This is a genomic window from Rania fehmarnensis (genome assembly GCF_056494185.1).
On sequence record NZ_CM151398.1, the window covers coordinates 298,792 to 319,401 of the forward strand.

The window sequence follows — 20,610 nt, forward strand, 5'->3', positions numbered from 1 at the left end:
GCGAACTGCAGAACAGGATAATGCCTGCGTGAATGGCAACGTAGAAGAAGTATGGAACCGCGCCTGGCCTTGGTCCGCCTGGTTGACGATTGTCGTCGTCCTGCTGGTGCTGACCGGGGTGACGCTGCTGTACTTCAGCGAGCGTGGTAGCGCCACGCGCTGGCGGCGCGCAGTGCTGACCGCCTTGCGCGTCGCGGCCATTTTCTTGGTGGGTTGGATGTTGGCCGGTTGGAGTATCGAACGTTATCAAACCGACTTGCCCGACCTGGTCCTGCTGGTCGATAACTCAGCCAGCATGCAAACTAGCGATGGTCTGAGTGGCGCATCGACAGGTGCCGACGCGCGCGGTTCGCGATGGGAGAGCGTCAACAAACTATTGCGCAGCGCATGGTCGGGCAGTGGCAGTCAGACGCTGGATCGCTACCGTGTCAAACTCTTCAGCGTATCGGACCGGGCTGAGGGGCTGGCCCTCAAGACTGAAGTGGGTTCGACTCTCGATCAGCTTTTGCAAGCCATTTCGGAACGAACGCCTGAGGGCCAGCATAGTCGCTTGGGTGACGGACTTGGCCAGGTACTACAGCGACAGTCGGGCAGGCCAACTGCCGCGGTGGTCTTGCTGAGTGATGGTATCGTTACCGATGGTGCGCCGCTGAGCGAAGCGATTGCGCAGGCTCGCCTGGCCAACATTCCGATCTATTGCATCGCCACCGGCGAGCAACTGCCGCAGCCCGATTTGGCGCTGTTGGATTTACTGGCCGATGACGTGGTCTATTTGGGTGATCGCGTGAACGTGCAAGTAACCGTATCGGCTTCGGATGTAGATAAACATCAGGCCACTATCAATTTGCGTGACATGCAATCCGGCCAGGTGGTCGATTCAGTGTCCGTCGATTTTGATGCTAAACGCAGTTCGGCCAGCGCTCAGTTGAGCTACGTACCGAAAGCGCCTGGCAATTCAGTGATCAAGCTAGAGGTGCAGCCGGCGCCGGGCGAGAAGAACTTGGAGAACAACGATCTGGAACGCGTGATCGAAGTGCGCGATCAGACTTTGAAAGTGCTCCTCATTCAACGCACGCCTAGTTTTGAGTATCGATTTCTGAAGACCTTGCTGGAACGCACATCGAACTTGGCGGATCCTGACAAGCGAGCTTTTGAAGTTGACGCGATATTGCAGGATGCCGATGCAGCGCACGTTTCACAAGATGCCAACGCGCTGCGCTTGGTGCCTGGCGATGCCGAGACCATCGCCGCCTATGACGTGATCGTCATCGGGCAAATCGATCCGACGCTGGTAGCCAGCAGCACGCAGCAGATGATCGTTGACCAGGTTACCAATGCCGGTAGCGGCGTGATCTTTATTTGTCATCCGGACTTTGAGGCTGCACAGTTGGTTGGCTGGCCACTGCACAAGCTGTTGCCAGTCGAGCAGAACAATGTAGCCCGCAGCACGCCACGCACATGGCAATATGATGGAGTGCCTCGACGTTGGCGACCGACCACGCTTGGTCAATCGGCTTTGCCGCTGCAGTTGGCGGATAGTGGCGGGCGCGAAGTATTATGGAACTCGTTGCCGGGTCCAGAGTGGTACTATCGCCCGCTCGCCCTCAAGCCCGGCGCGCAGATCTTGGCCAGCGCAGAAGCCGTGGGTGCCAATACTGCGCCTGGTCAGTCACCGCTACTGATTAGTCAGTTCGTTGGTGCGGGCCGAGTTGTTTTGCAGACCAATGACGAGACCTATCGCTGGCAAGGTTTCCGTGGCAGCGAATTGATTTACGAACGCTACTGGATTCAAATGCTGCGCTGGTTAGCCCGCGGTAAGTTGAATCGGCAGAACCAAACAGAGTTGGTTGTCGAGCCGCGACGGGCACAACTGGGGCAGTCGCTTCAGTTCCTGGTGCGGTTAAGTCCCGAGATGGCAGCCGGGCTGGAATCCGGGGATTGCGAAGTCACCCTGCAGCGCATCGGTGGTCAAGCTCGCACACTGACCTTAGCCCGCACCGGTGGTGCTGCCTCGGAGTTCAAAACTACTGAGAGTCAATTGCCGGCCGGTAGTTATCGCGCAACCTTGTCGCGTCCAGCGGACAGTACCTTGGGCAGTGTTACTTTTACCGTTTCTGCTCCACCGGGTGAACAAGCGAATCTGCGCAGCGACTGGCGCTCGATGCAGTCCTTGGCCGAACAAACTCGCGGCGGCTTTGCACCAGCCAGCCAGGCTGATGCGCTGCTGCGTCAACTACCCAAAGGCAACCCCGTCCGCCGCGGCGCGCTACCTCCGATTCCCATTTGGAACACCTCGTGGGTAGCGCTGGCCTTCGTCATCGTTATCACCCTGGAATGGATCCTACGCCGAACCGCCAACATGCTGTAAAACATGTATTAGCTGACCTCAATCGTTTAACCCGTAGCCGTTAGGCGAGGCAAACGCAGCGCTTGGTTAGCAGGTGCACCTCGCCTTGGCGCGATCTCGTTTAACCCGTAGCCGAAGGCGAGGCGACCGAAGCGGTTGATTCTCGAGTGGCAAATCGCCGCCTTGAGCAAGTGGATGCTCAGGTAAACGCAGCGCTTGGTTAGCAGGTGCACCTCGCCTGACGGCGATCTCGTTTAACCCGTAGCCGAAGGCGAGGCGACCGCAGCGGTTGATTCTCGAGTGGCAAATCGCCGCCTTGAGCAAGTGGATGCTCAGGTAAACGCAGCGCTTGGTTAGCGGGTGCACCTCGCCTGACGGCGATCTCGTTTAACCCGTAGCCGTTAGGCGAGGCGACCGCAGCGGTTGATTCTCGAGTGGCAAATCGCCGCCTTGAGCAAGTGGATGCTCAGGTAAACGCAGCATTTGGTTAGCGGGTGCACCTCACCTGACGGCGATCTCGTTTAACCCGTAGCCGAAGGCGAGGCGACCGCAGCGGTTGATTCTCGAGTGGCAAATCGCCGCCTTGAGCAAGTGGATGCTCAGGTAAACGCAGACTTGGTTAGCAGGTGCGCCTCGCCTGACGGCGATCTCGTTTAACCCGTAGCCGTTAGGCGAGGCGACCGCAGCGGTTGATTCTCGAGTGGCAAATCGCCGCCTTGAGCAAGTGGATGCTCAGGTAAACGCAGACTTGGTTAGCAGGTGCACCTCGCCTGACGGCGATCTCGTTTAACCCGTAGCCGAAGGCGAGGCGACCGCAGCGGTTGATTCTCGAGTGGCAAATCGCCGCCTTGAGCAAGTGGATGCTCAGGTAAACGCAGCGCTTGGTTAGCGGGTGCACCTCGCCTGTCGGCTACGGGTTAAACGATGAAGCACTGACCACTGCACTTGGATGCTCAGGTAAACGCAGACTTGGTTAGCAGGTGCACCTCGCCTGTCGGCTACGGGTTAAACGATGAAGCACTGACCACTGCACTTGGATGCTCAGGTAAACGCAGACTTGGTTAGAGGGTGCACCTCGCCTGTCGGCTACGGGTTAAACGATGACGCACTGACCACCGCACTTGGATGCTCAAGTCAGTTTCTGCGGAGCTGATAGATGCCGTTTTCTGGTATTTGGATGGTCGAGCCACCGGGGATACCGCTGATAACGGTTTCGATTTTGATGTTTTGTCGCGCCTCGACCTTCGGCAAGTTATCGGGATGAATGGTGGCGATCTGGCACAGCAAGCCATCCAGTGCCGTCAGCGTGGCTTCGGGAGCGGTTACGCAGAGCTTGGAACCAAAAGGAATCAGCGATGAATTGCCGGTTCCACCCCAATCGCGCCACTCGTCGGGCGTGACGGTTGAAGCAATGGTGAACATGACGGTGCGCATATCGAACGGTTTACTGCTCAGAGCCGACATGTCGTAGAAACGTGTGGTCGGCGAATTGTTGGCACCATCGGTGGAAGTGATTTTCACACTGTTGCCCTGGATACTGTAGGTCAGATCCAATGGATGCAGCAAGCGCTTCAGCACCGAATGGGCTGAGCTGTTTTGCAATTGTAAGTGCACGAGCACATCGGAAGTGATCCCCAGGCTGTCGAGTTCGGCTTCGTCGATCCAATAGGTAACGTCTAGTGGTTTGAAGATAGTTGTCAGTGCAGCGGTCAGTGGGACACCATTGCAGTCTGCGTTAATTACTTGGCGCAGTTTCTGACGCAGCACTTCGCTATCGTCATTATCTAAAGGATCCGCTTGCAACCACGCGGGTGCGGGAACTTCGGGTTTAGTCCACTGGGAATCGCCGTTGGCTGGCGGTGGATTTGCAGGTTGCTGTGTGATTTGCAACAGATCATAATTCGCGCCTTCGGGCAGCGCGATTGAACCCTGGGTCTGCTTGGTTGAGTTGCCGAGCATGGCACTGCCGGAGAGCGTCAGGGATTTGCCCGTTTTCCAAGTGCCATCCGCGCCAGCGGTCGCTTCGACGTAAGAAGGTGTCTGGGCAACATTGGCTAAGACCTTGACCAATCCTCGATGCGTCGTTGTCGGAGCCGAGACAACCAGGGCTGAACCAAATGGAATGAGTACGCTGTCGCCACTACCGCCGTAATCTCGCCATTCATCAGGATCAACAATCTGCGAAAGCTTCATCGCAAGTTCATCGACATTGATTTGGTCCCGGATGACGTGCGCCAAGTCATATACCTTGGTGACCGGTTCAGCATTGATGCTGTCTTTACTGGAGATTTCAATATCCGATTCGTGAATTGTGATATCTAAGTCGAGCGGATTGAGAATCTGTTTCAGTGCCTCTTGCAGCGTGACTGCCCGATTGGCCGCTGTAATGGGCTGGTCGACGCTCAGACCCAAGCTATCCAATTCGACTTCGTTAATGTTAAACGCAGTCTCAACCTGCTTAGCCAAAACCTTTACGACTTCGGACAGTGGCGTATCTTTGAAGTCGAAGGTTACGCGTTGATTGAGTTTCGATTCGGTTTGGTCGGCCCGTAGCAAGCATTCCAGGTCGGCAGTCATCCAATACGGTTTAGAGGTTTGCGGCGGCGATTCTTGGGCCAAGACCACTACCGAACACATCCACAAGCAGCCACAAATAGAAAGCTGCCAAGCACCAACCAGCCACGGACCGCGAAACGACTGCATAGTCGATTCTCCTGTGAAGACAAGGTGTGAAACCGCGGCGATCAGAATGGGGCGGCTTCATAATAGCAGAACAGACTGCCAAATACAAATTTCACTTTTGGAGCTGCTATGTAGGAGCGATTGCGCAGAGGGGATTTTAGGCGAGTACGTAATTCTAGCGGTCCCGCCGCTGGCAGGAAAAAAATTTTTGAGTAGAGACGGTTTGCTTCTCAAAATTGGTGAGCCAAATCGTTCTCGGTCGTTCTTTGATCAGGTATCGCCATACTGGTAATCATAAGAGGGACGGCCTCAAACTGCCTTATCAGGCGGTGGTGATCCGACAGAGCGCCAAGCTCCAAGAAGGCAGCGAGTGCCATAGTGCTCGAAGGCGGTGTGGATTTGACTCACCTGAATGAGAATCAGCTTGAAGCCGTCTGTTCCTCGTTTGTAAGTGTACTCTCAGCTTTTAGTCGTGCGAGAATCGTTGTCAGTAATTCTCCTATTCGCTTAGGACCGCGTCGGGTACTTCCCTGCTCGAGCGATTGAGCAACGAGTTCCGCTTCACACCCACGCGTCTTTAGTGGAAGTTGCGCTACAGCGTTTTCCATGTCGATCAAGGTTTGATCGAGAGGAGTTGCATGATCGTCATGGAATATCCGGAGTTTAACAAGAATCGAATTGGGATCACGGCAACACTCGTGCTTTAGCGGAGCGTCGCCAGCCACGCAAGCGAATGCAATTCTGCTGAAACGCTTAGCGATTTTGACTCGAGTTGCGCGCTTGTCGATATTCTGTATCGCATCGCTTGCAGCAACCACTCTGAAGTGGCCATTGAGCTTGGCAAGATTATCAGCGATGCGCATTAGGGACGCTCGCAGACGACGATTGGCGTTTTTGACGATTGAACCAGAGTTGTCGGTTTGGTCACTCTGGTAACGTGAGGGAAAGATTCCGCTACGGCCCGTAATTGCATTGGCATTAGCGTAATGAGAGATGGGGCCCATCTCTCCTGCAAAATCAGCGGCCGAAACGACGTTGATTGCAGGAATTGCCAACAGTCGCACGTAAGGAGTTTTCACAAGATTCCCTGCAATTTCCACTTCCAAACGCGCAATCTGCTTTTCAAGCATCTGATACAAGTCATGTAGTTCTGTCCACATAGAATGATGCAGAGTTGGTGATTCAACTTCCAGCTTGACTGCTTGCTGTGCCCAGCCAATGACCTTATCGATCGTTGATTGCTGAAAACGAATTTTCTGTTTGGCCAAGTGCTCGCCCAGGCCTTTGAGACCGAGTGCTAAAACCGCTTGGGCCGAATCGGCTTTCCTTGCAATTTCTATCGCTGGCGGATGACTAAAGAAGTCACTAAAGACACCTGCGTAACCAGGCATGCTTAAGTGTAAGTGCTCGCGAATCTGGCAAGCTATGGCTGTCGACTTTTCCACCAAGTCGCGTCGATGACGGACACGCAGTCTCAACTGCTCGTAGACATCGGGGAGCTTAAGTTCGCATAAACCGAAACCAGCTATGGCTGCTCGATGATGTGCTGCGAGATCGGTCTGATCCGTCTTGTTCTCTGGATCGGCTGGTACTCTGTATTGCTTGGTTGCCAGCGGATGAATTATCCGTACTTCAAAACCCGCACGATCAAAGGCATGCTTCAGAATGAGATGGTAGTTCCCGGTCCGCTCGACTGTTACGATCAGATCCTTGATACGATGCTTTTCCGCTTGATCCTTGACCAGTTGAATTGCATTTCCGATCGAATTGGGTTGATGCTCTACCGTCGTGGAATCGATCAGGATGTTGCCCATATAGTCGGCCATCATCAACTCCGACCGCAGCTTGGCCGGATCAATACAGACGATCGCAAAGTGCTCTGCGCCGACAGCCTTGACGCGTGGGGCGATGACCCCGCTGGGCTTGTGAAGAGATTGACGATTCTTGGAACGACGCTTCGAGGCTACAGAATTCTTAACCGACATCTGACTACTCCTTAAGTAGGGAAAACCTCTACTCAATTGTCCAGATAGCAGTTCCCGTATGTTATTGGGATTTCTGACCAACATACCAGTGCTGCGGCGCAGCCGTAGCTTTGATGTAATAACCAAGCCGTACCGCAGCCTGACAAACCAATGGCCATTCGCGTCAAACGTGCGTTCAGGCTGCGGAATAGTCCACGCTTACATCAAAGCGGTGCCGCGGGCACCGCACTCCAAAGCGCTCAGCGGGCTAGTGGTGGCAACGGAACTTTGCCGTCGCGATACAGGACGTTGTAAGCGCAGAAGGGGATGATGTGCCCGCTGGGTAAAACATGGTGTGTACAACACTTCATGACCCGACGTACGTCGAAGTTGTACATGTCCAAAAAAGATGTAATCGTTATCCGCAGGAGGTCGCGGGCGCTGGCTTTGCCTTCGAGCGCATCGGCTAACAAACCCAACACTACGCCGCCAGGTGTCGGCTCGCTTGCGCAGGCATCGCTGCTCAGCACAGGCAGCCCGGTGCGAGTCGTCGTGTAGCTGCTGCTACAAGCCGAGCTTAGTTTGTCACTAGTGATCGGCGTACAACATCCCGATTCACCGCAAGCCAAACGCGACATGAGCTGGGCTACCAGGCCTTGACTACCGGTGCGTGTAAAACTGATGCCATTGGCTAACAAGTCACGATTGGTCTCGGCATCGACCACTTGGCTGAGCGGCCAGAGCTTGCCGGAGTGCCGGGCGGCCAACGAGATCCAGTGGCAATTCGGATGGGCACAGGGCAGCGGCATAAAATCAGCTGCGTTGAATTCACTGCCTGGGGCCTGGCACAACGCATCGATCACATCGGGAAAAGTAACTCGCTGTTCGAGCTCTGCTGGCAAGACATGCCGACCGCTGTACGTGGCTGGTTGAAAACTAAGTCCCGTAATAAAAGGTCGCGACCTGGCGAACTCCAGCAGGCGTGCGGGCGCATCAGGATTGACGCCGCCTTGCAAGGTTGCCACTAAAGTTACATTGAGGCCTGACTGTCCCAAGCGTTCGAGAGCCGTTAGCTTTTTGTCCAGCAGTCCAGGCTGACCGCGCAATTTAGCAATCGATGCATCGTCCAGATCGTCCAGCTGAAAATAGATTTCCACGCGCTCGCGCCGCTGGGCAAGCGTATCAATGAGCTGCTGGTCGTGCGCTAGCCGAATGCCATTAGTATTGATCATCACATAATCGATGGGCAGCGACAAAGCGTAGTCGAGAATCTCTAAGAGTTGAGGGTGAATGGTGGGTTCACCACCGGAGAGTTGAGCCACTTCCGCGCGACCTTCGGCCGCGACCAGTCGATCGAGTGCTCGTTTGACATCTTCAACCGGCTTATGCGCCTGGCCTGGAGCGCTGGCGGCATAACACATGGGGCATGTCAGATTGCAGCCGTCGGTGATCTCGATCACACCGATACAGGTATGCTGCTCATGCTCTTCACACAATCCGCAATCGAGCGGGCAACCTTTGTCCGCAGTTGTAAAGGTTTGTCTGGGCAACTTGGCTGGCAAGCTGGTGCTGGTCAAATCGTAGCGCGATACATCGCTGCAAATGAAGTCTTCGCGCGGGCCATGCGTCGGACATTGCTTGCGAAAGTAGACGCGGCCCGCCCGCGACACGATTTTTGCCGGGATGACTTCGCGACATTCGGGACACAAACTCTGCGTCAGCCCTAAGAACGTATAGTCGCGATGTTTCACCGATGGCGTTTGAGGAACATTCATGATGTGTTATCGCTTGGGAACCGCCATGGGAATCGAAATACTAAACAGGAAGAAGAATCCCACCAGGCTCGTGGTGGCGCTCAGGATCAGCGGTATCGCTTCTTGGCCTCCGACTATCAAGATCACGGTGCACATTGCCATGAAGGCCACCACCGAAGCGACTTGCAACGCGAGCACCAACAGCGATGAAGTGGCCAGCAAGTTAAACGCCGTCGGTGCGACCACGCCGGCTCGCGTGCAGCGATAAAAAACGAGCGTCGTTCGCACTCCACCCATAAACACTGCAAAAGCCAGCGCAAACGGAAAGAAGAATAGAAAGCCCAGCAAAATCAACAGCCCAGACAAGCCCAGCACCACCGGCCAAAAATTGGTCGGCAGCATGTTCGTCACCTTAGCCTTGGGCAAGGTGGCCGATTCATCAGCCAGCGGCGGTTGATAAGGATTTTCCATAACACCTATCGTAACCAATTTTCGTGTCGTCCGAGGACCACGATTTGTCTCCTCTCAAAAAACGCTGAGACGCAGAGAATCGCAGAGAAGTCCACATATACGGATCGGCACCCTCTCTGCATCTTCACTGCACCTTCTCTGCGGACTCTGCGTACTCTGCGTTTTAAAACATTCGTTAGGCGGTTCGAGCGGCTCTATAGCCAGTCGTAACCCTTCAGGTTTACAGGCTATTGAGCTAAGATGCAGTAGTGAAGCTGTTCCAATTTCGATCTCGGCTGCCAAAGACGCGCTAAAGCGATGGCCATATCCCTACTAATCGATGGCTACAACTTGCTGCATGCAACCGGCGCGGTGGCGCAGGTGCGCGGACCGGCTGGACTGGCGAAGGCTCGGCAACGCATGTTGGGGCAAATTGCCACTGGCTTGACTGAACAGCAACGCTTGACAACGCAGGTCGTCTTCGATGCCAGTCGCAGCGGCAAAGGTGGCGAGACAGAAACCGTCTTTCGTTCGATAACCGTGACCTACGCCGTGGGTTATGCCGAAGCGGATGACCTGTTGGAAGAGATCATCCGCAAACATCCGCATCCGCGAACGCTGACCGTCGTCACCAGCGACAGCCGAGTTCAACGCAGTGCCAGCGCACGCCGGGCAAGCTTTGTCGGCAGCGATGCCTGGCTGATGCACATCATGGACGGCCCTCAGCAACCGCCCGAGCCGCCTGATGAACCAGAGTCAGAAGTCGAGAATCCACACCTGTCGGCCGAAGAAGTTGAAAAGTGGATGAAAGAATTCGGAATCTAAATTCTCACGCTGCTTCTCCGATCCAACTGCGCAACAGATTGACGGCCGCGTCTGGATTCTGCTTGATCAAGCTGGATAGTTCTTCTTTGATTTCGCCGCCGGTGACTTTGAACTTGTTTTCATCTTCCTCTTCTTCACTGCTGGCAGCCGGAGCGCCAGAATCACCCAAGTCCAACGAATCGCCCATCGTCTCGGGGACTTCTAACCCAAAGCCTTGAGCAAATTCGCGATCGGTTTCGGGTGTCGATTGCGAGCGGACAAAGCTGAACATCATCAGCAGCGCCATACCAACCAGCATGAACAAGCCGATGGTTTGCCACGACTGGCTCAGCCAGGCCAGCGAGGTTTCGGCAAAGGTGGGCTTGATGGGTTCGGGCACCGGCATGGGCATGTAGCTGAAGACCTTCACTAGTTGAAAACGATCATCGCCTTGCCGCACCTGCGGTAATTGACCTTCGATAGCCGCGCGCACATTGTCTTCGATTTCCTTTTTCAGCTTGGTACGATTCACATCATCCAGCGGCGGAATCTCCTTCAGCGTACTGTCTTTGGCCAGTTCGCGTTGACGATGGACTTTGTCGTAGTAGGTTTCGGGAATGCCGATGGTGAATGACACGCGCTGAGGTATCAACCCAGCTTCTTTCGTCAGCGTAGCCGAATGACCGATGACGCTCTCCAGATCTTCCTGCGATTCTTTCGATTCAGCCGTTTGATCGGCAACGGTGCTGAGCGTTTGACTGCGATTGGCGCCGCCGGCGCCGTTGGGATCGGCCCCAGGTCGGCCGCCAGGAGCGGCTTTGGCGCTCTTGGTATCTTTGCGTTGATTGGTCTGCTTAGTGGTCGAACCAACTGGATCGTACTTCAGTTGCTCCATTTCCTTTTTTAGGACTGGGTCCAGCTCAACCATTACACCCAATTTTACGTCGCCGTAGATCTGCAGTTCAGGTTGAACCTTGTCGCGGTAGTACTGTTCCCATTGTTGCTGTGCTTGAAAATATAGTTGTTGTTCGGACTCCAAGGGATTACCTGAGGGTTGGTAAGTCGTACCGGCGTTGGTATCCATTACACTAACATTTTCAGCCTTGAGTCCGGGAAAGTGTTTAGTCACATGCAGCGCGACTTGCCGGAGCACCTCTTGTCGAATACGTTCATTGCCGCTGCCTTTTAAACTGACCGTAGCTGTTTGATCGTCGTGGCGGCCAAAGCCTGTGCGTTTCGTGTCATGCGACACGCTAGCCTTTTCAACGCCCGGGAGATTCTCGAGAATGGAGGCTAGGGCATCCAGTTTAGCCTGGTTGACCCGCTGCTTGATCAGATCGGGAGATGTTAGTGGATTGGCATCGTTGAGCGCTTCGTATAGTTTGTCATTCCATCCGCCCTTGGGAAGCGCTTGACCTTCGGCCAAGGCCTTCAAGTAGACATCTTTTTCGGCGGATGGAATTCGCAACCGATGGCCTACGCGTTCATAAGCCCGCAAGCTAGCCTCGCCGAGCGCACTTTCCATCTTGTTCAGCTCAGCATCGCTAAAGGATTGCCCACCCAAGATGTATTCACCACGGCTTGATTGCTGAGTCGATACGATCCAGCCCAGGCTGATCACGATCAAGCCTGCCATCAAGCCGGCCATGATGCGAGCTGACGGCGTCATCGTATTGAGCAGTTCGCGAATCTGTTTGACAAAACCTTCGAAAGCACCCATCGTCGCTTATCCGTTTGTGGCTATGGCGTTTCAGATTCGAATCGCGTTAACTTCTTCGTAGGCTTGCATCAGTTTGTTGCGCACCTGCAGCAACATGCGAAAAGCCATGTCGGCTTTTTGTACCGAAGCAAATACCTCGGCCGGCTGTACGTCGCCACCGGTCAATAACTCTTGGACCGACTGTGTCGATTCATTCTGCAGCGAGTTGACTTCGGACAAGCTGCCGCTAATCAGGCTGGCAAAGTCGACTTGAGATGCTTGCCCTGGCGCTTGGCTAGCCAGAAACTGTTCGCCTTTACGACCACCCAACATCCGCTCGGTCAGCGGCAATGAAAGGTTATGTGTAAATCGATCAATACCGGGCATGCTATTCAATTCTCAATTCACAAACATCACGCAATGTCTCGGCCGATGGCGTTAACCGGCGGCACTACGCCAGGATCGACAGCGATTGGCGGCCCATGTTCTTGGAGACTTCCATAACGCCCAAGTTGGCTTCGTAGGCCCGGGTGGATTCCAGTGCGTCGACGAACTGTTGATTCAAGTTGATGTTGGGCATCGCAACATACCCTTTCCACTTGCCATCTTTGATCGCCAAGGGGTGATCGGGTTGATAGCGATAAATTGGTTCGGCTTGCTCGGTCTCGACGCTGGCTACTTTGACACCTGCCATGCCATCGGGACCGATCATGTTTTCGTCGGTTTGAAAGACTGGGTAGCGAGCTTGAAAAGGTTTCAATTCACCATTCTCATTGCGCACGCTGGACATGTTGGCAATATTGCCCGAGATGGTATTGAGTCGAATTCGCTGAGCCACCAAAGCACTGGTGCTGACGTCTAGCGCACTGAACATCTACGCATCCTTTCGTAAACCAGAGACGAAGCATTTCCACTTTGTTTCGTAACGAGCTCCGGTTGAAGCCTTTGGCTTCAATAGAGCTGCGAAACAAGTGCGGATTTCTCAGTAGACACTACAACTTTAATAAATCTGGCGAAAGATCAAACATTCGCCGATTCGGTGATTGCAGCTTTGAGCGTAGAGAATTGCGAGCGCATCAGCGCTACCGCTGTGTTATGCATCGACTGGTTCTTGGCAATCTCGGTAACCTGGTGTTCCAAGCTAACGTCGCTACCGTCGTGATACATGATTTGCGAACTTATATCGCGCACCTTGGCATAGCTGGCTTGCTTGGTTGCCGAGGGAGCGTCGTAGCGCGAGGTCGGAGTCTTGGCTCCTTCGACGGCTGCCTTGAGCGTCGTCTGAAAATCGTCGACCGAGATGTCGCGAGTCTGATAGTCAGGCGTGTCCATATTGGCCAGGTTGCTCGCCAACAACAGGTGCCGCTTGGATGCAAAGCTAACTGTTTGCTCCAGTGCGGGTAAGGCCGTGTTGTTAAGGATGGACGCTAACATGGTGTGTAAGTCCTGGCCCGATGGTAGCCACCGTCGCCAGACGGTGGACATGGCTAACCTCGCCGTCCTACTAGGCAGCGCGTTTATTGGCCATACGGCCCGGTAATCGCAGAGTCCAGGCCATGCCACCTTGTGGGCAAGGTGCCGCCCAGATGCGACCACCGAAAGAAGCAGCCAAAGTCTGCAACAAAACAAGTTGTCGATCGTGCACGAGGGCTCGCGGTGGAAACGTAAAGCGATCGAAGCGAGCTTCGCAGGCCACCGGAGCGCCGGTATCGGCAATCTCCAGTTCCACCACACCTGTACCACGGCAGCTGATGATCGATAGTTCGCCTTGCTCGCTCAAACGGCCGACAGTCAATTCGAAGAGACCATTGACCAGCGAGTAGGTATCTTCTGCCTGGCACAGCACGGGCATCGACACACCCAGGTCGATCGTCAGTTGGCACTTCTTTTGTGCAAGCGTGTTTTGCCAGTTCTGAATGCATTTGCGGATGACGATGCGCAGATCGTTAGCAGTGTGCGAGATCTCTTCGACATCTTCGTCGTAATATACTCGTAGCATGGGCTCAACCGTTACTCAAATCGAAGGTACTATCTTCCAAGGCGCCAGCGGCTTGATAAGCTTGACCAGCCAGGCTGCCATCGCGGCCATCTTGCAGCTGAGCGGCCAGGGCATCGCGACGATCGTTCATCTCGTCGAGCGATTGTTTTTCCAGCAGGACAATTTCGGCCAGTAAATGCTGACAGCGCTCCGACGCCGCTCGACACGCTTGCCGCAAGCTGGGCGAACGCCACGTGCGGGCCTCTGGGTCATCCTGCCCATATACCGATAGCTCCGTCTGCAACTCCGTCAAACGATCCATCAGCGGCTGCTTGCGGGCCAAGAAACTTAGCAGAATTGTAGCATCGCCAGTTTGCGTGATCGACGATTGTTGCCGAGCCAATTGGCACAGCTGCTCAAGTGTTTCCACCTTCGCTACCATGAGCTCGCACAACTGATCTGTATATTGAACTGCCACGTCCATCGACATTGACCCTCTCCCAGCAAACCACGACCACCACCAGGGCTTCTAGCAAAACTAGCGTTGGTTTGGGAAGAGCAAAAAACCTTAACGCTGCAGAGGTGACGGTCACCTCCACCGGCGCAGCTGGGGGAGGTCGCCGACGCGGCGTTTAGCCGTCGTCGGCGGGAGGGGGCAGTGCGTTACATTGGACTCATGCACTAACATGATTCATTCAGGACTCGCCCCCCCCAAACTCGCAGAGCCTCGATTCGACCTCCCCATGCTGCGCATGGAGAGGTGACGGCTTACTTCTTTAGCCAGACTAACAACTGTTGCCATTTGGCTCGGTCGGCGCGGGTGACGGTTGTGAAACGTGCGTCGGCTTCGGGAGGGATGCGGGCCAGCAATTGTTCGGCTTGAGTCAACGTGCGGCGAGCTTGTTCGTCTTGGCCCAACTGGCGGAAACACTCGGAGATCTGCACCAAGGCTTCGAGCGCTTCGGGTTCGTTCATGAAGCGGTTGCCGACGTTGCGATAGGCGGCGATCGCTTCTTCGTATTGGCCCATTTCGAATAGGACGTCGGCTTCGCCAAAGAAACAATTGCGCAACAAAACCTGCGTACCATCGGTCGAGTTGCTGATATCTTGCGAATCACCGATGGATTGACGCAAGTCGCGGTAGCCAGCCAATGCGGATTCAAGCAGTTGTCGACGCTCGACCAATAGTTTTCGGCGAACGCTGTCGATGGTCACGCGGCCCGAATCGAGCATCTGTTTGGGAAAGCGGGCCGCCGATCGATAGGCTCGACCAATCGCGTAACGCGCATCCAGCGCCCGGCGATCGCGATCGAATCGCGCGACCGCTTCGCTCAGTCGATCCGTGGCTGCGATCAGTTCTTTATGGCTGGCTTCTAACTTGGCCAGCTTGGCCGTCCAGTCATCGGTCGAGGTCAGTTCGCCTTCCAGGAACAGTTGATCACCACGGCGATAGATCACGTTGCCGAGTTCAAACAGCGAGTCTCGCCACAGTTGGCTATCGGGTTTGAGATTGCCATCGTACAAGTTGTTCAACAGCATCTCAGTAGCTTCTTCGAGCTTCTGCTTTTCGGTCAACGCGCGGGCCATGATCAAACGCACGTTGTAGTTGGTGGGGTGCTCTGGGTATTCCATCAAGCAGCGTTGCAAGGGCGGAATCACATCGTCCCAGCGACCAGCGTTCAAGTAGTTTTGACCTAAAGCCAACAGGCCGCGCGGTCGTTTGGCGCGATCCTCGTACTGCAAGTATTCTTTGAGCAACTCGTTGGCCTTATCGAGCTGGCTGGCATTCTGATAACTTTCGATGGCGCGCCACAAGATGGCGGGATACTCTGTGCTCCGCAGTTCCAGTTGCGCCAGCTGTCGATACTTATCGCCTGCCATCATGTATTTGTTTTCAACCGCGCGTCGCCATTGATCGCGAGCTTTGGCTGTGGTGGCCGAGGCTGGTTCACTCTCCAGTTGTTGTCCCCAGGCTTCGAAGTTTTCTGCTTCGAGGCGAACGGAATCCGAAGCTGGAAAGACCGGCGGCAAGTATGAGGCGAGGCGATTGGCGGCTTCGAAGTCACCATCTTGCCGCATGTCGCGGCCCAACTGCATCAAGCGCTTGCGCAGCTCTGGGATCGCCAGCCAGCGTTCGTCGTACAACCGCACATCTCCGATATCGTTGACCACGTGCCGCGCTGTTTCTAAGGCATCGCTGGTCTTCTTGGCTTCCAATTGAATCTCCGCTTCGGAGACGCCCGCCGCAATCGCTTCAGCTGATTGAGGATTGCGTTGCCGCACGCCGCTGAGCGTACTGACGGCTTCCTGCATGCGCTCCAGCCAGCGCAGCGCTTCACCGGTCAAGTAAGAAGCTTGCCGGCGCACATCGGCTGGCGTGGGCGGAGCGACTAACACTTCGCGGAAGTCGGCTAAGGCTTGTTCGAGCAGTTGTTGACGTTGCGGATCTTTGGCCTTCATGCGTCGGCCCGATTCTAGCTTCCAGCGCCCACGGCCAATTTTGGCCGAATAGTATTCAATCGTTTCGGGGCTGATCGTCTGTAGCAGCTTCTCGACTTCTTCCCAGTTGCCATCGAGAAACGCCAGATGGGCTCGAGATAGCGTAATACGATTGCGCTCGCTGACCGATAGACCTGGGATCTTGTTCCATTTGTCCAAATACTCATCGGCCTGTTCGCGCTCGGGCGGTTGAGCCCGCAAACATGCTTCGACAATCATCGACAGGGCATCACTTCGCCGTTGCGGCCAGATGTCGACCGCTTGCGACAAGTACTCGATGGCCTTATCCCAATCGTAAGTGTTGAAATAACAGAAGCCCAAGTAATACGCGCCTTGTCCGCGATAGCCCAGCGGAAAGGTCGCTTCGCGCGACTTCTCCAGAAAGGCGCTCGCATCCCACAAGAACTTGCGATACAAGGGCGAATCGAGCTTGCCTTCAGTCGAAAGAACTCCCGCCACGCCGCGCACATAATTCCAAACTGGTTCTCGAGCCTCGGTCAGTTCGCCATCTGCTTCTATGTCGCGGGCGATGCGATCGGCCAGGTCCCAGCGGCCTTCTTCTAATAGTTTCATCGCCAGATCCAATTGCCGATCCGGCCCGTAAGCATCCCCAGTGGCCATCCAAGCAAACAATGCTCCAAAGAGCAGCAAAGCACCCAAGGCGCCGCCCCCAATCAGCATCAGTTTAGTTTTATTCATAGTTGGCCACAGTTCTTTAGGGTTCTAGTCACCTCCCCAAGGCTTTGCTTGGGGGAGGTCGGAGCCGGCGTTAAGCCAGGCTCCGGGAGGGGGCGGCTTGCCGCAGCGAACGAGTTCGCAGCGCAATGTTCCCCCTCACGAATCGGAGCTAGCGCTCGTCTGCGACCTCCCCCAGCTTCGCTGGGAGAGGTGACCATCTTCATCTTCGGACACCCTAGCGTCCGCCTTCGCTAGCATTAATCAAAAGCAGCCTAGTGCTCGCCGAAACCCAAATGACTTTGCGGTTTTTGACGATAACACCTTGAAAAAAACAGTTTGCCACACCTCCCCCAGTCGGCTACCATATCGGGTACCACTTTCGATGGGTTATACCGGCTGGATCTTTGCCAGGAGCTTTCAGTATGTTGCGCGATCTGCATCAGGCTCTTTCTGAAGTTCGATTTCGTCAGCGCATGGCTCGGACAATTGACTGTGTGATTGCAGGTCTCGTCGCCGGCGCAATTCTGGGATTGATCGTGGAAGTGGCGCGGATGTTTGGTCAACCTTATGGACCGCTGGCCAGTTGGATCGTCCTCGGCGCGACCACGCTACTGGCGGGACTGGCTGGTGTGCTGGCACCGGTTAGCTGGGCATCTGCGGCACGACAAGTCGATCGCCATTACAAGCTGCAAGACCGCACCACTACGGCTCTGGCCTTCGCCCAAAACGAATCACCCGATGCGCTCAAACAGTTGCAGATTGCCGATGCTCTTCAGCGTTTGCAGAAAGTCGTGCCCAATGAAGCAGTGCCCTATCGCCTCCCTAAATCCGCTGGCGTGATGGCCGTGGCCCTGGCTTTATTAATCGGTGTCGCCTGTGTACCGCGTGCCCAGGAGATCATCGATCCCGCCGCCGCTCAACTACAGCAAGTCGTCAACGATCAGGCTCAAGCACTCGAAGAGACGATGTTAGAGGATTTGCTAGAGCTGACCGAAAAGCACCCGGAGCCTGAATTAAAAGAACTCACCGAAGAGCTGGCTGAACTGGTCGAAGAGATGAAGGCTCCCGAAGTTGACCAACGCGAAGCCCTGGCCAAGCTCTCTGAAATGCAGCAAGCCTTAGCCGCTGCACTTGAGAAACTTGACTTGCAAAAGACCGATGCTCAATTGCAAGAGTTTGCCGCAGCTCTCGAACCAGCGGAAGCCATGAAGTCGATCGCCGAGTCGCTGAAAGCGGGCAAATACGACAAAGCTGCCGAACAATTAGAGAAGATCGATCCCAAGGATCTCGATCGCAAACAACGCGATGCAGTTGCCCAGAATTTGAAGAAGTTCAAAAAGGATTTGGGCGAAGGTCAGCAGGGCGAACTCTCCGAAGCCGCCCAACAAATGGAAGAAGGGCTCGAAAACGAGAACGAGTCGCAGTGCAAGAATGGCCAATGCAAAGCAGCTGGTGTCTGCAAGAAGCAGGGTCTCAAGAAGAACATCTCGCAATGCCTCAGCTGCCAACTCAATCGCCTTTCCCAATGCAAGAGTAACTGTCAGAACGCTGGCCAATGTGCCAGTGACAAAGTTGCCAAGTCAAACTCACCTAGTAACAAAGCCGGCAAGGGTATATCCAACCAACCGCTAGGCGAAGAGAAGACGAAACTTGATTCCAATCGTCAGCGACAAGACATCACTGGCGTCCAAGGTGATGGTCCTTCGGAACGCGAGGTCAGCAATTCGCCCGAAGGAGAACAAGATGCCGCACGCACTTACTCCCAGAAGTACACCGAGTTTCGCAAGCAAATGGAAGAAGTGTTAGACTCCGAGCCCTTGCCGCTGGGCCATCGCGAAACCGTCCGCAAGTACTTCGAATCGATCCGCCCCTCCAGCGAAGAGTAAAGCTTCTCCTACTCCTACTCCTACTCCTACTCCTACTCCTACTCGACTCGTACTCGTACTCGTACTCGTAGGCATTTTGAGTACGAGTAAGAAAACCGCTACCGTCAACGCCACGACCACCACTACTCAATTCTCCGCCCGCGCACTACTCTCTATACCTTCACCCCAGACTCAGTACGTGTGAAGGATTCAAATGATGAGCCAATCAGAGCAGGCGCTCCGGATTGTGATTGTGGGCGGTGTGGCGGGCGGTGCGACAGCAGCCGCCCGAGCGCGGCGGACCAATGCCCAAGCTCAGATTACGATGCTGGAGAAAGGTCCAGCCGTATCGTTTGCGAACTGCGGGCTGCCCTATCACATCGGTGGTGAAATCGCCGACCGCAAGAAATTGTTAGTTGCGACGCCGGAACTGTTCCGCGGGCGCTTTCAAGTGGATGTACAGACGGGCTGCGAAGTTGTAGCCATCGATCGCGTCGGCCAAACGGTCTCAGGCACTAATCACCAGACTCAAGAATCGTTTACGCTGCCCTACGATCGATTGATTCTGGCGACCGGTTCGGAACCGTTGAAGCCACCCTTTATGGCTGCGCCATTGGCCAATGTCTTTCAGCTGTGGACGCTGCCCGATATGGATGGCGTACTGCAGTGCATCCATCAAAGCTCACCCAAGAAAGCGGTGGTGGTGGGAGCCGGCTTTGTCGGTTTAGAAGTCGTCGAACAACTTGTGCGACTGGGCATCGAAGTTACGCTGATCGAGCTGGCCCCGCACGTCTTGCGACCGCTCGATGACGAAATGGCTAAGATGGTCGAGCAAGAATTGACACGTCATGGCGTACGAATGGCGCTGGGGGTGGGCGTTACCCGCTTTGAAACCAGTGCGGGTCGCGCGACGAGTGTGGTGTTGGCCGATGGTCGGGAGTTGCCCTGCGACTTGGTGATTGTAGGCGCAGGTGTGCGACCGCGCATCGAACTGGCTCGAGCAGCTGGGTTGACGATTGGTGCCAGTGGTGGCGTGTCGGTCAACCAGTTCATGCAAACCAGTGATCCACTGATCTACGCCGTGGGTGATATGACCGAAGTTCCGCATGGTGTCTTGCCGACTCCTCAGCGTGTGCCGCTGGCTGGTCCAGCCAATCGGGCCGGGCGCATCGCAGGCGCGCATGCCGCCACTGGTCGGGCAAACCCTGTCGGTAAAGTATTGGGTACGGCCATCGTGCGCGTGTTCGAACTCGTGGCTGCCTCCACGGGCCTCAATCAGCGCACATGCCTGGCACAGAACATCGCGCATCGCGTCGCGACGATTCAAGCTAATGATCACGCTGGCTACTATCCAGGTGCCAAAGAGCTAACGATTAAACTGATCTACGCGCCCAACGATGGTCGCATCTTGGGTGCTCAGGTAGTGGGTGGCCCTGGCGTTGATAAACGCATCGATGTGATTGCCACAGCTATGCAATTTCGTGGCACTGTGCATGACCTGGCCCAACTGGATCTGGCCTATGCGCCGCCCTTTGGCTCGGCGAAAGACCCGGTGCACATGGCCGCCTTTGTGGCTGAAAATGATCTTCAGCATTATCCTCAGTTGTTGGACACTGCAGCTGATCTATCGACGCTGCAAGTTGTCGATGTACGCAGCGCCGCTGAACTGGCTAAGTTGCCGCCCGTGCCTGGTGCCAGGCATATTCCGATCGACGAACTGGGCACGCGCTGGACGGAACTGGATGCTCAGAAACCCACGGTTGTGGTCTGTCACAGCGGCAAACGCGCCCACGTGGGCGCTTGTCTGCTCTCTGGACAAGGCTTCCAACAAGTGCAGAATTTAAACGGTGGTATGTCAATACGCAAATTGGTTTGATGCGGAACGGAACA

At 55.1% G+C, this 20,610-nt stretch carries 15 protein-coding genes; 4 read left to right on the plus strand and 11 right to left on the minus strand.

Annotation, left to right across the window (positions count from 1 at the left end; all coding sequences use genetic code 11):
• Positions 1–28 precede the first annotated feature (28 nt).
• Positions 29–2,368 carry a VWA domain-containing protein gene (locus SH573x_RS01095; RefSeq protein ID WP_479352445.1) on the plus strand — a complete coding sequence of 780 codons (2,340 nt, stop codon included), beginning with the start codon at positions 29–31 and terminating at the stop codon, positions 2,366–2,368.
• Positions 2,369–3,481: 1,113 nt separating this feature from the next.
• On the opposite strand, the gene SH573x_RS01100 is transcribed toward SH573x_RS01095, so the two are convergent.
• The 4 genes from SH573x_RS01100 to SH573x_RS01115 all read right to left on the minus strand — a co-directional run bounded on the left by SH573x_RS01100 (position 3,482) and on the right by SH573x_RS01115 (position 9,218).
• The gene (locus tag SH573x_RS01100; protein ID WP_479352446.1) at positions 3,482–5,050 is read right to left on the minus strand and encodes a hypothetical protein; all 1,569 of its coding nucleotides are present in this window, start codon (positions 5,048–5,050) and stop codon (positions 3,482–3,484) included.
• A 398-nt stretch (positions 5,051–5,448) separates the two neighbouring features.
• Positions 5,449–7,014 carry an IS110 family transposase gene (locus SH573x_RS01105; protein ID WP_479351570.1) on the minus strand — a complete coding sequence of 522 codons (1,566 nt, stop codon included), beginning with the start codon at positions 7,012–7,014 and terminating at the stop codon, positions 5,449–5,451.
• Positions 7,015–7,253: 239 nt separating this feature from the next.
• On the minus strand, positions 7,254–8,768 hold the full coding sequence (locus tag SH573x_RS01110; protein ID WP_479352447.1) for a radical SAM protein: 1,515 nt from the start codon (positions 8,766–8,768) through the stop codon (positions 7,254–7,256).
• A gap of 6 nt (positions 8,769–8,774) precedes the next feature.
• Positions 8,775–9,218, minus strand: coding sequence for a hypothetical protein (locus tag SH573x_RS01115; RefSeq protein ID WP_479352448.1), 444 nt, complete (start codon positions 9,216–9,218; stop codon positions 8,775–8,777).
• 297 nt (positions 9,219–9,515) lie between these two features.
• Between SH573x_RS01115 and SH573x_RS01120 the strand changes: the two genes are divergently transcribed.
• Positions 9,516–10,022: an NYN domain-containing protein gene (locus tag SH573x_RS01120; protein ID WP_479352449.1), complete on the plus strand. Its 507-nt coding sequence runs from the start codon at positions 9,516–9,518 to the stop codon at positions 10,020–10,022.
• Between the two features lie 4 nt (positions 10,023–10,026).
• On the opposite strand, the gene SH573x_RS01125 is transcribed toward SH573x_RS01120, so the two are convergent.
• From SH573x_RS01125 to SH573x_RS01155, 7 genes are all read right to left on the minus strand, one after another.
• Positions 10,027–11,721 carry a hypothetical protein gene (locus SH573x_RS01125; protein WP_479352450.1) on the minus strand — a complete coding sequence of 565 codons (1,695 nt, stop codon included), beginning with the start codon at positions 11,719–11,721 and terminating at the stop codon, positions 10,027–10,029.
• Positions 11,722–11,751: 30 nt separating this feature from the next.
• Positions 11,752–12,087: a flagellar hook-basal body complex protein FliE gene (gene fliE, locus SH573x_RS01130; RefSeq protein ID WP_479352451.1), complete on the minus strand. Its 336-nt coding sequence runs from the start codon at positions 12,085–12,087 to the stop codon at positions 11,752–11,754.
• 64 nt (positions 12,088–12,151) lie between these two features.
• The gene (gene flgC / locus SH573x_RS01135; protein ID WP_479352452.1) at positions 12,152–12,574 is read right to left on the minus strand and encodes a flagellar basal body rod protein FlgC; all 423 of its coding nucleotides are present in this window, start codon (positions 12,572–12,574) and stop codon (positions 12,152–12,154) included.
• Between the two features lie 146 nt (positions 12,575–12,720).
• Entirely contained in the window at positions 12,721–13,185 is a 465-nt protein-coding gene (locus tag SH573x_RS01140) for a flagellar basal body rod protein FlgB (RefSeq protein WP_479352453.1), read from the minus strand.
• A 19-nt stretch (positions 13,186–13,204) separates the two neighbouring features.
• Positions 13,205–13,699 (minus strand): histidine kinase, encoded by a 495-nt coding sequence (locus tag SH573x_RS01145; RefSeq protein ID WP_479352454.1) that lies wholly within the window; start codon positions 13,697–13,699, stop codon positions 13,205–13,207.
• Positions 13,700–13,703: 4 nt separating this feature from the next.
• Positions 13,704–14,168 (minus strand): hypothetical protein, encoded by a 465-nt coding sequence (locus tag SH573x_RS01150; RefSeq protein ID WP_479352455.1) that lies wholly within the window; start codon positions 14,166–14,168, stop codon positions 13,704–13,706.
• A 278-nt stretch (positions 14,169–14,446) separates the two neighbouring features.
• Positions 14,447–16,876 carry a tetratricopeptide repeat protein gene (locus SH573x_RS01155; protein ID WP_479352456.1) on the minus strand — a complete coding sequence of 810 codons (2,430 nt, stop codon included), beginning with the start codon at positions 16,874–16,876 and terminating at the stop codon, positions 14,447–14,449.
• Between the two features lie 401 nt (positions 16,877–17,277).
• Here SH573x_RS01155 and SH573x_RS01160 point away from each other — a divergent pair, with 401 nt between their 5' ends.
• Positions 17,278–18,741: a DUF8809 domain-containing protein gene (locus tag SH573x_RS01160; RefSeq protein WP_479352457.1), complete on the plus strand. Its 1,464-nt coding sequence runs from the start codon at positions 17,278–17,280 to the stop codon at positions 18,739–18,741.
• A gap of 193 nt (positions 18,742–18,934) precedes the next feature.
• Positions 18,935–20,596, plus strand: a complete 1,662-nt coding sequence (locus SH573x_RS01165; protein ID WP_479352458.1) for an FAD-dependent oxidoreductase — start codon at positions 18,935–18,937, stop codon at positions 20,594–20,596.
• Positions 20,597–20,610 lie beyond the last annotated feature (14 nt).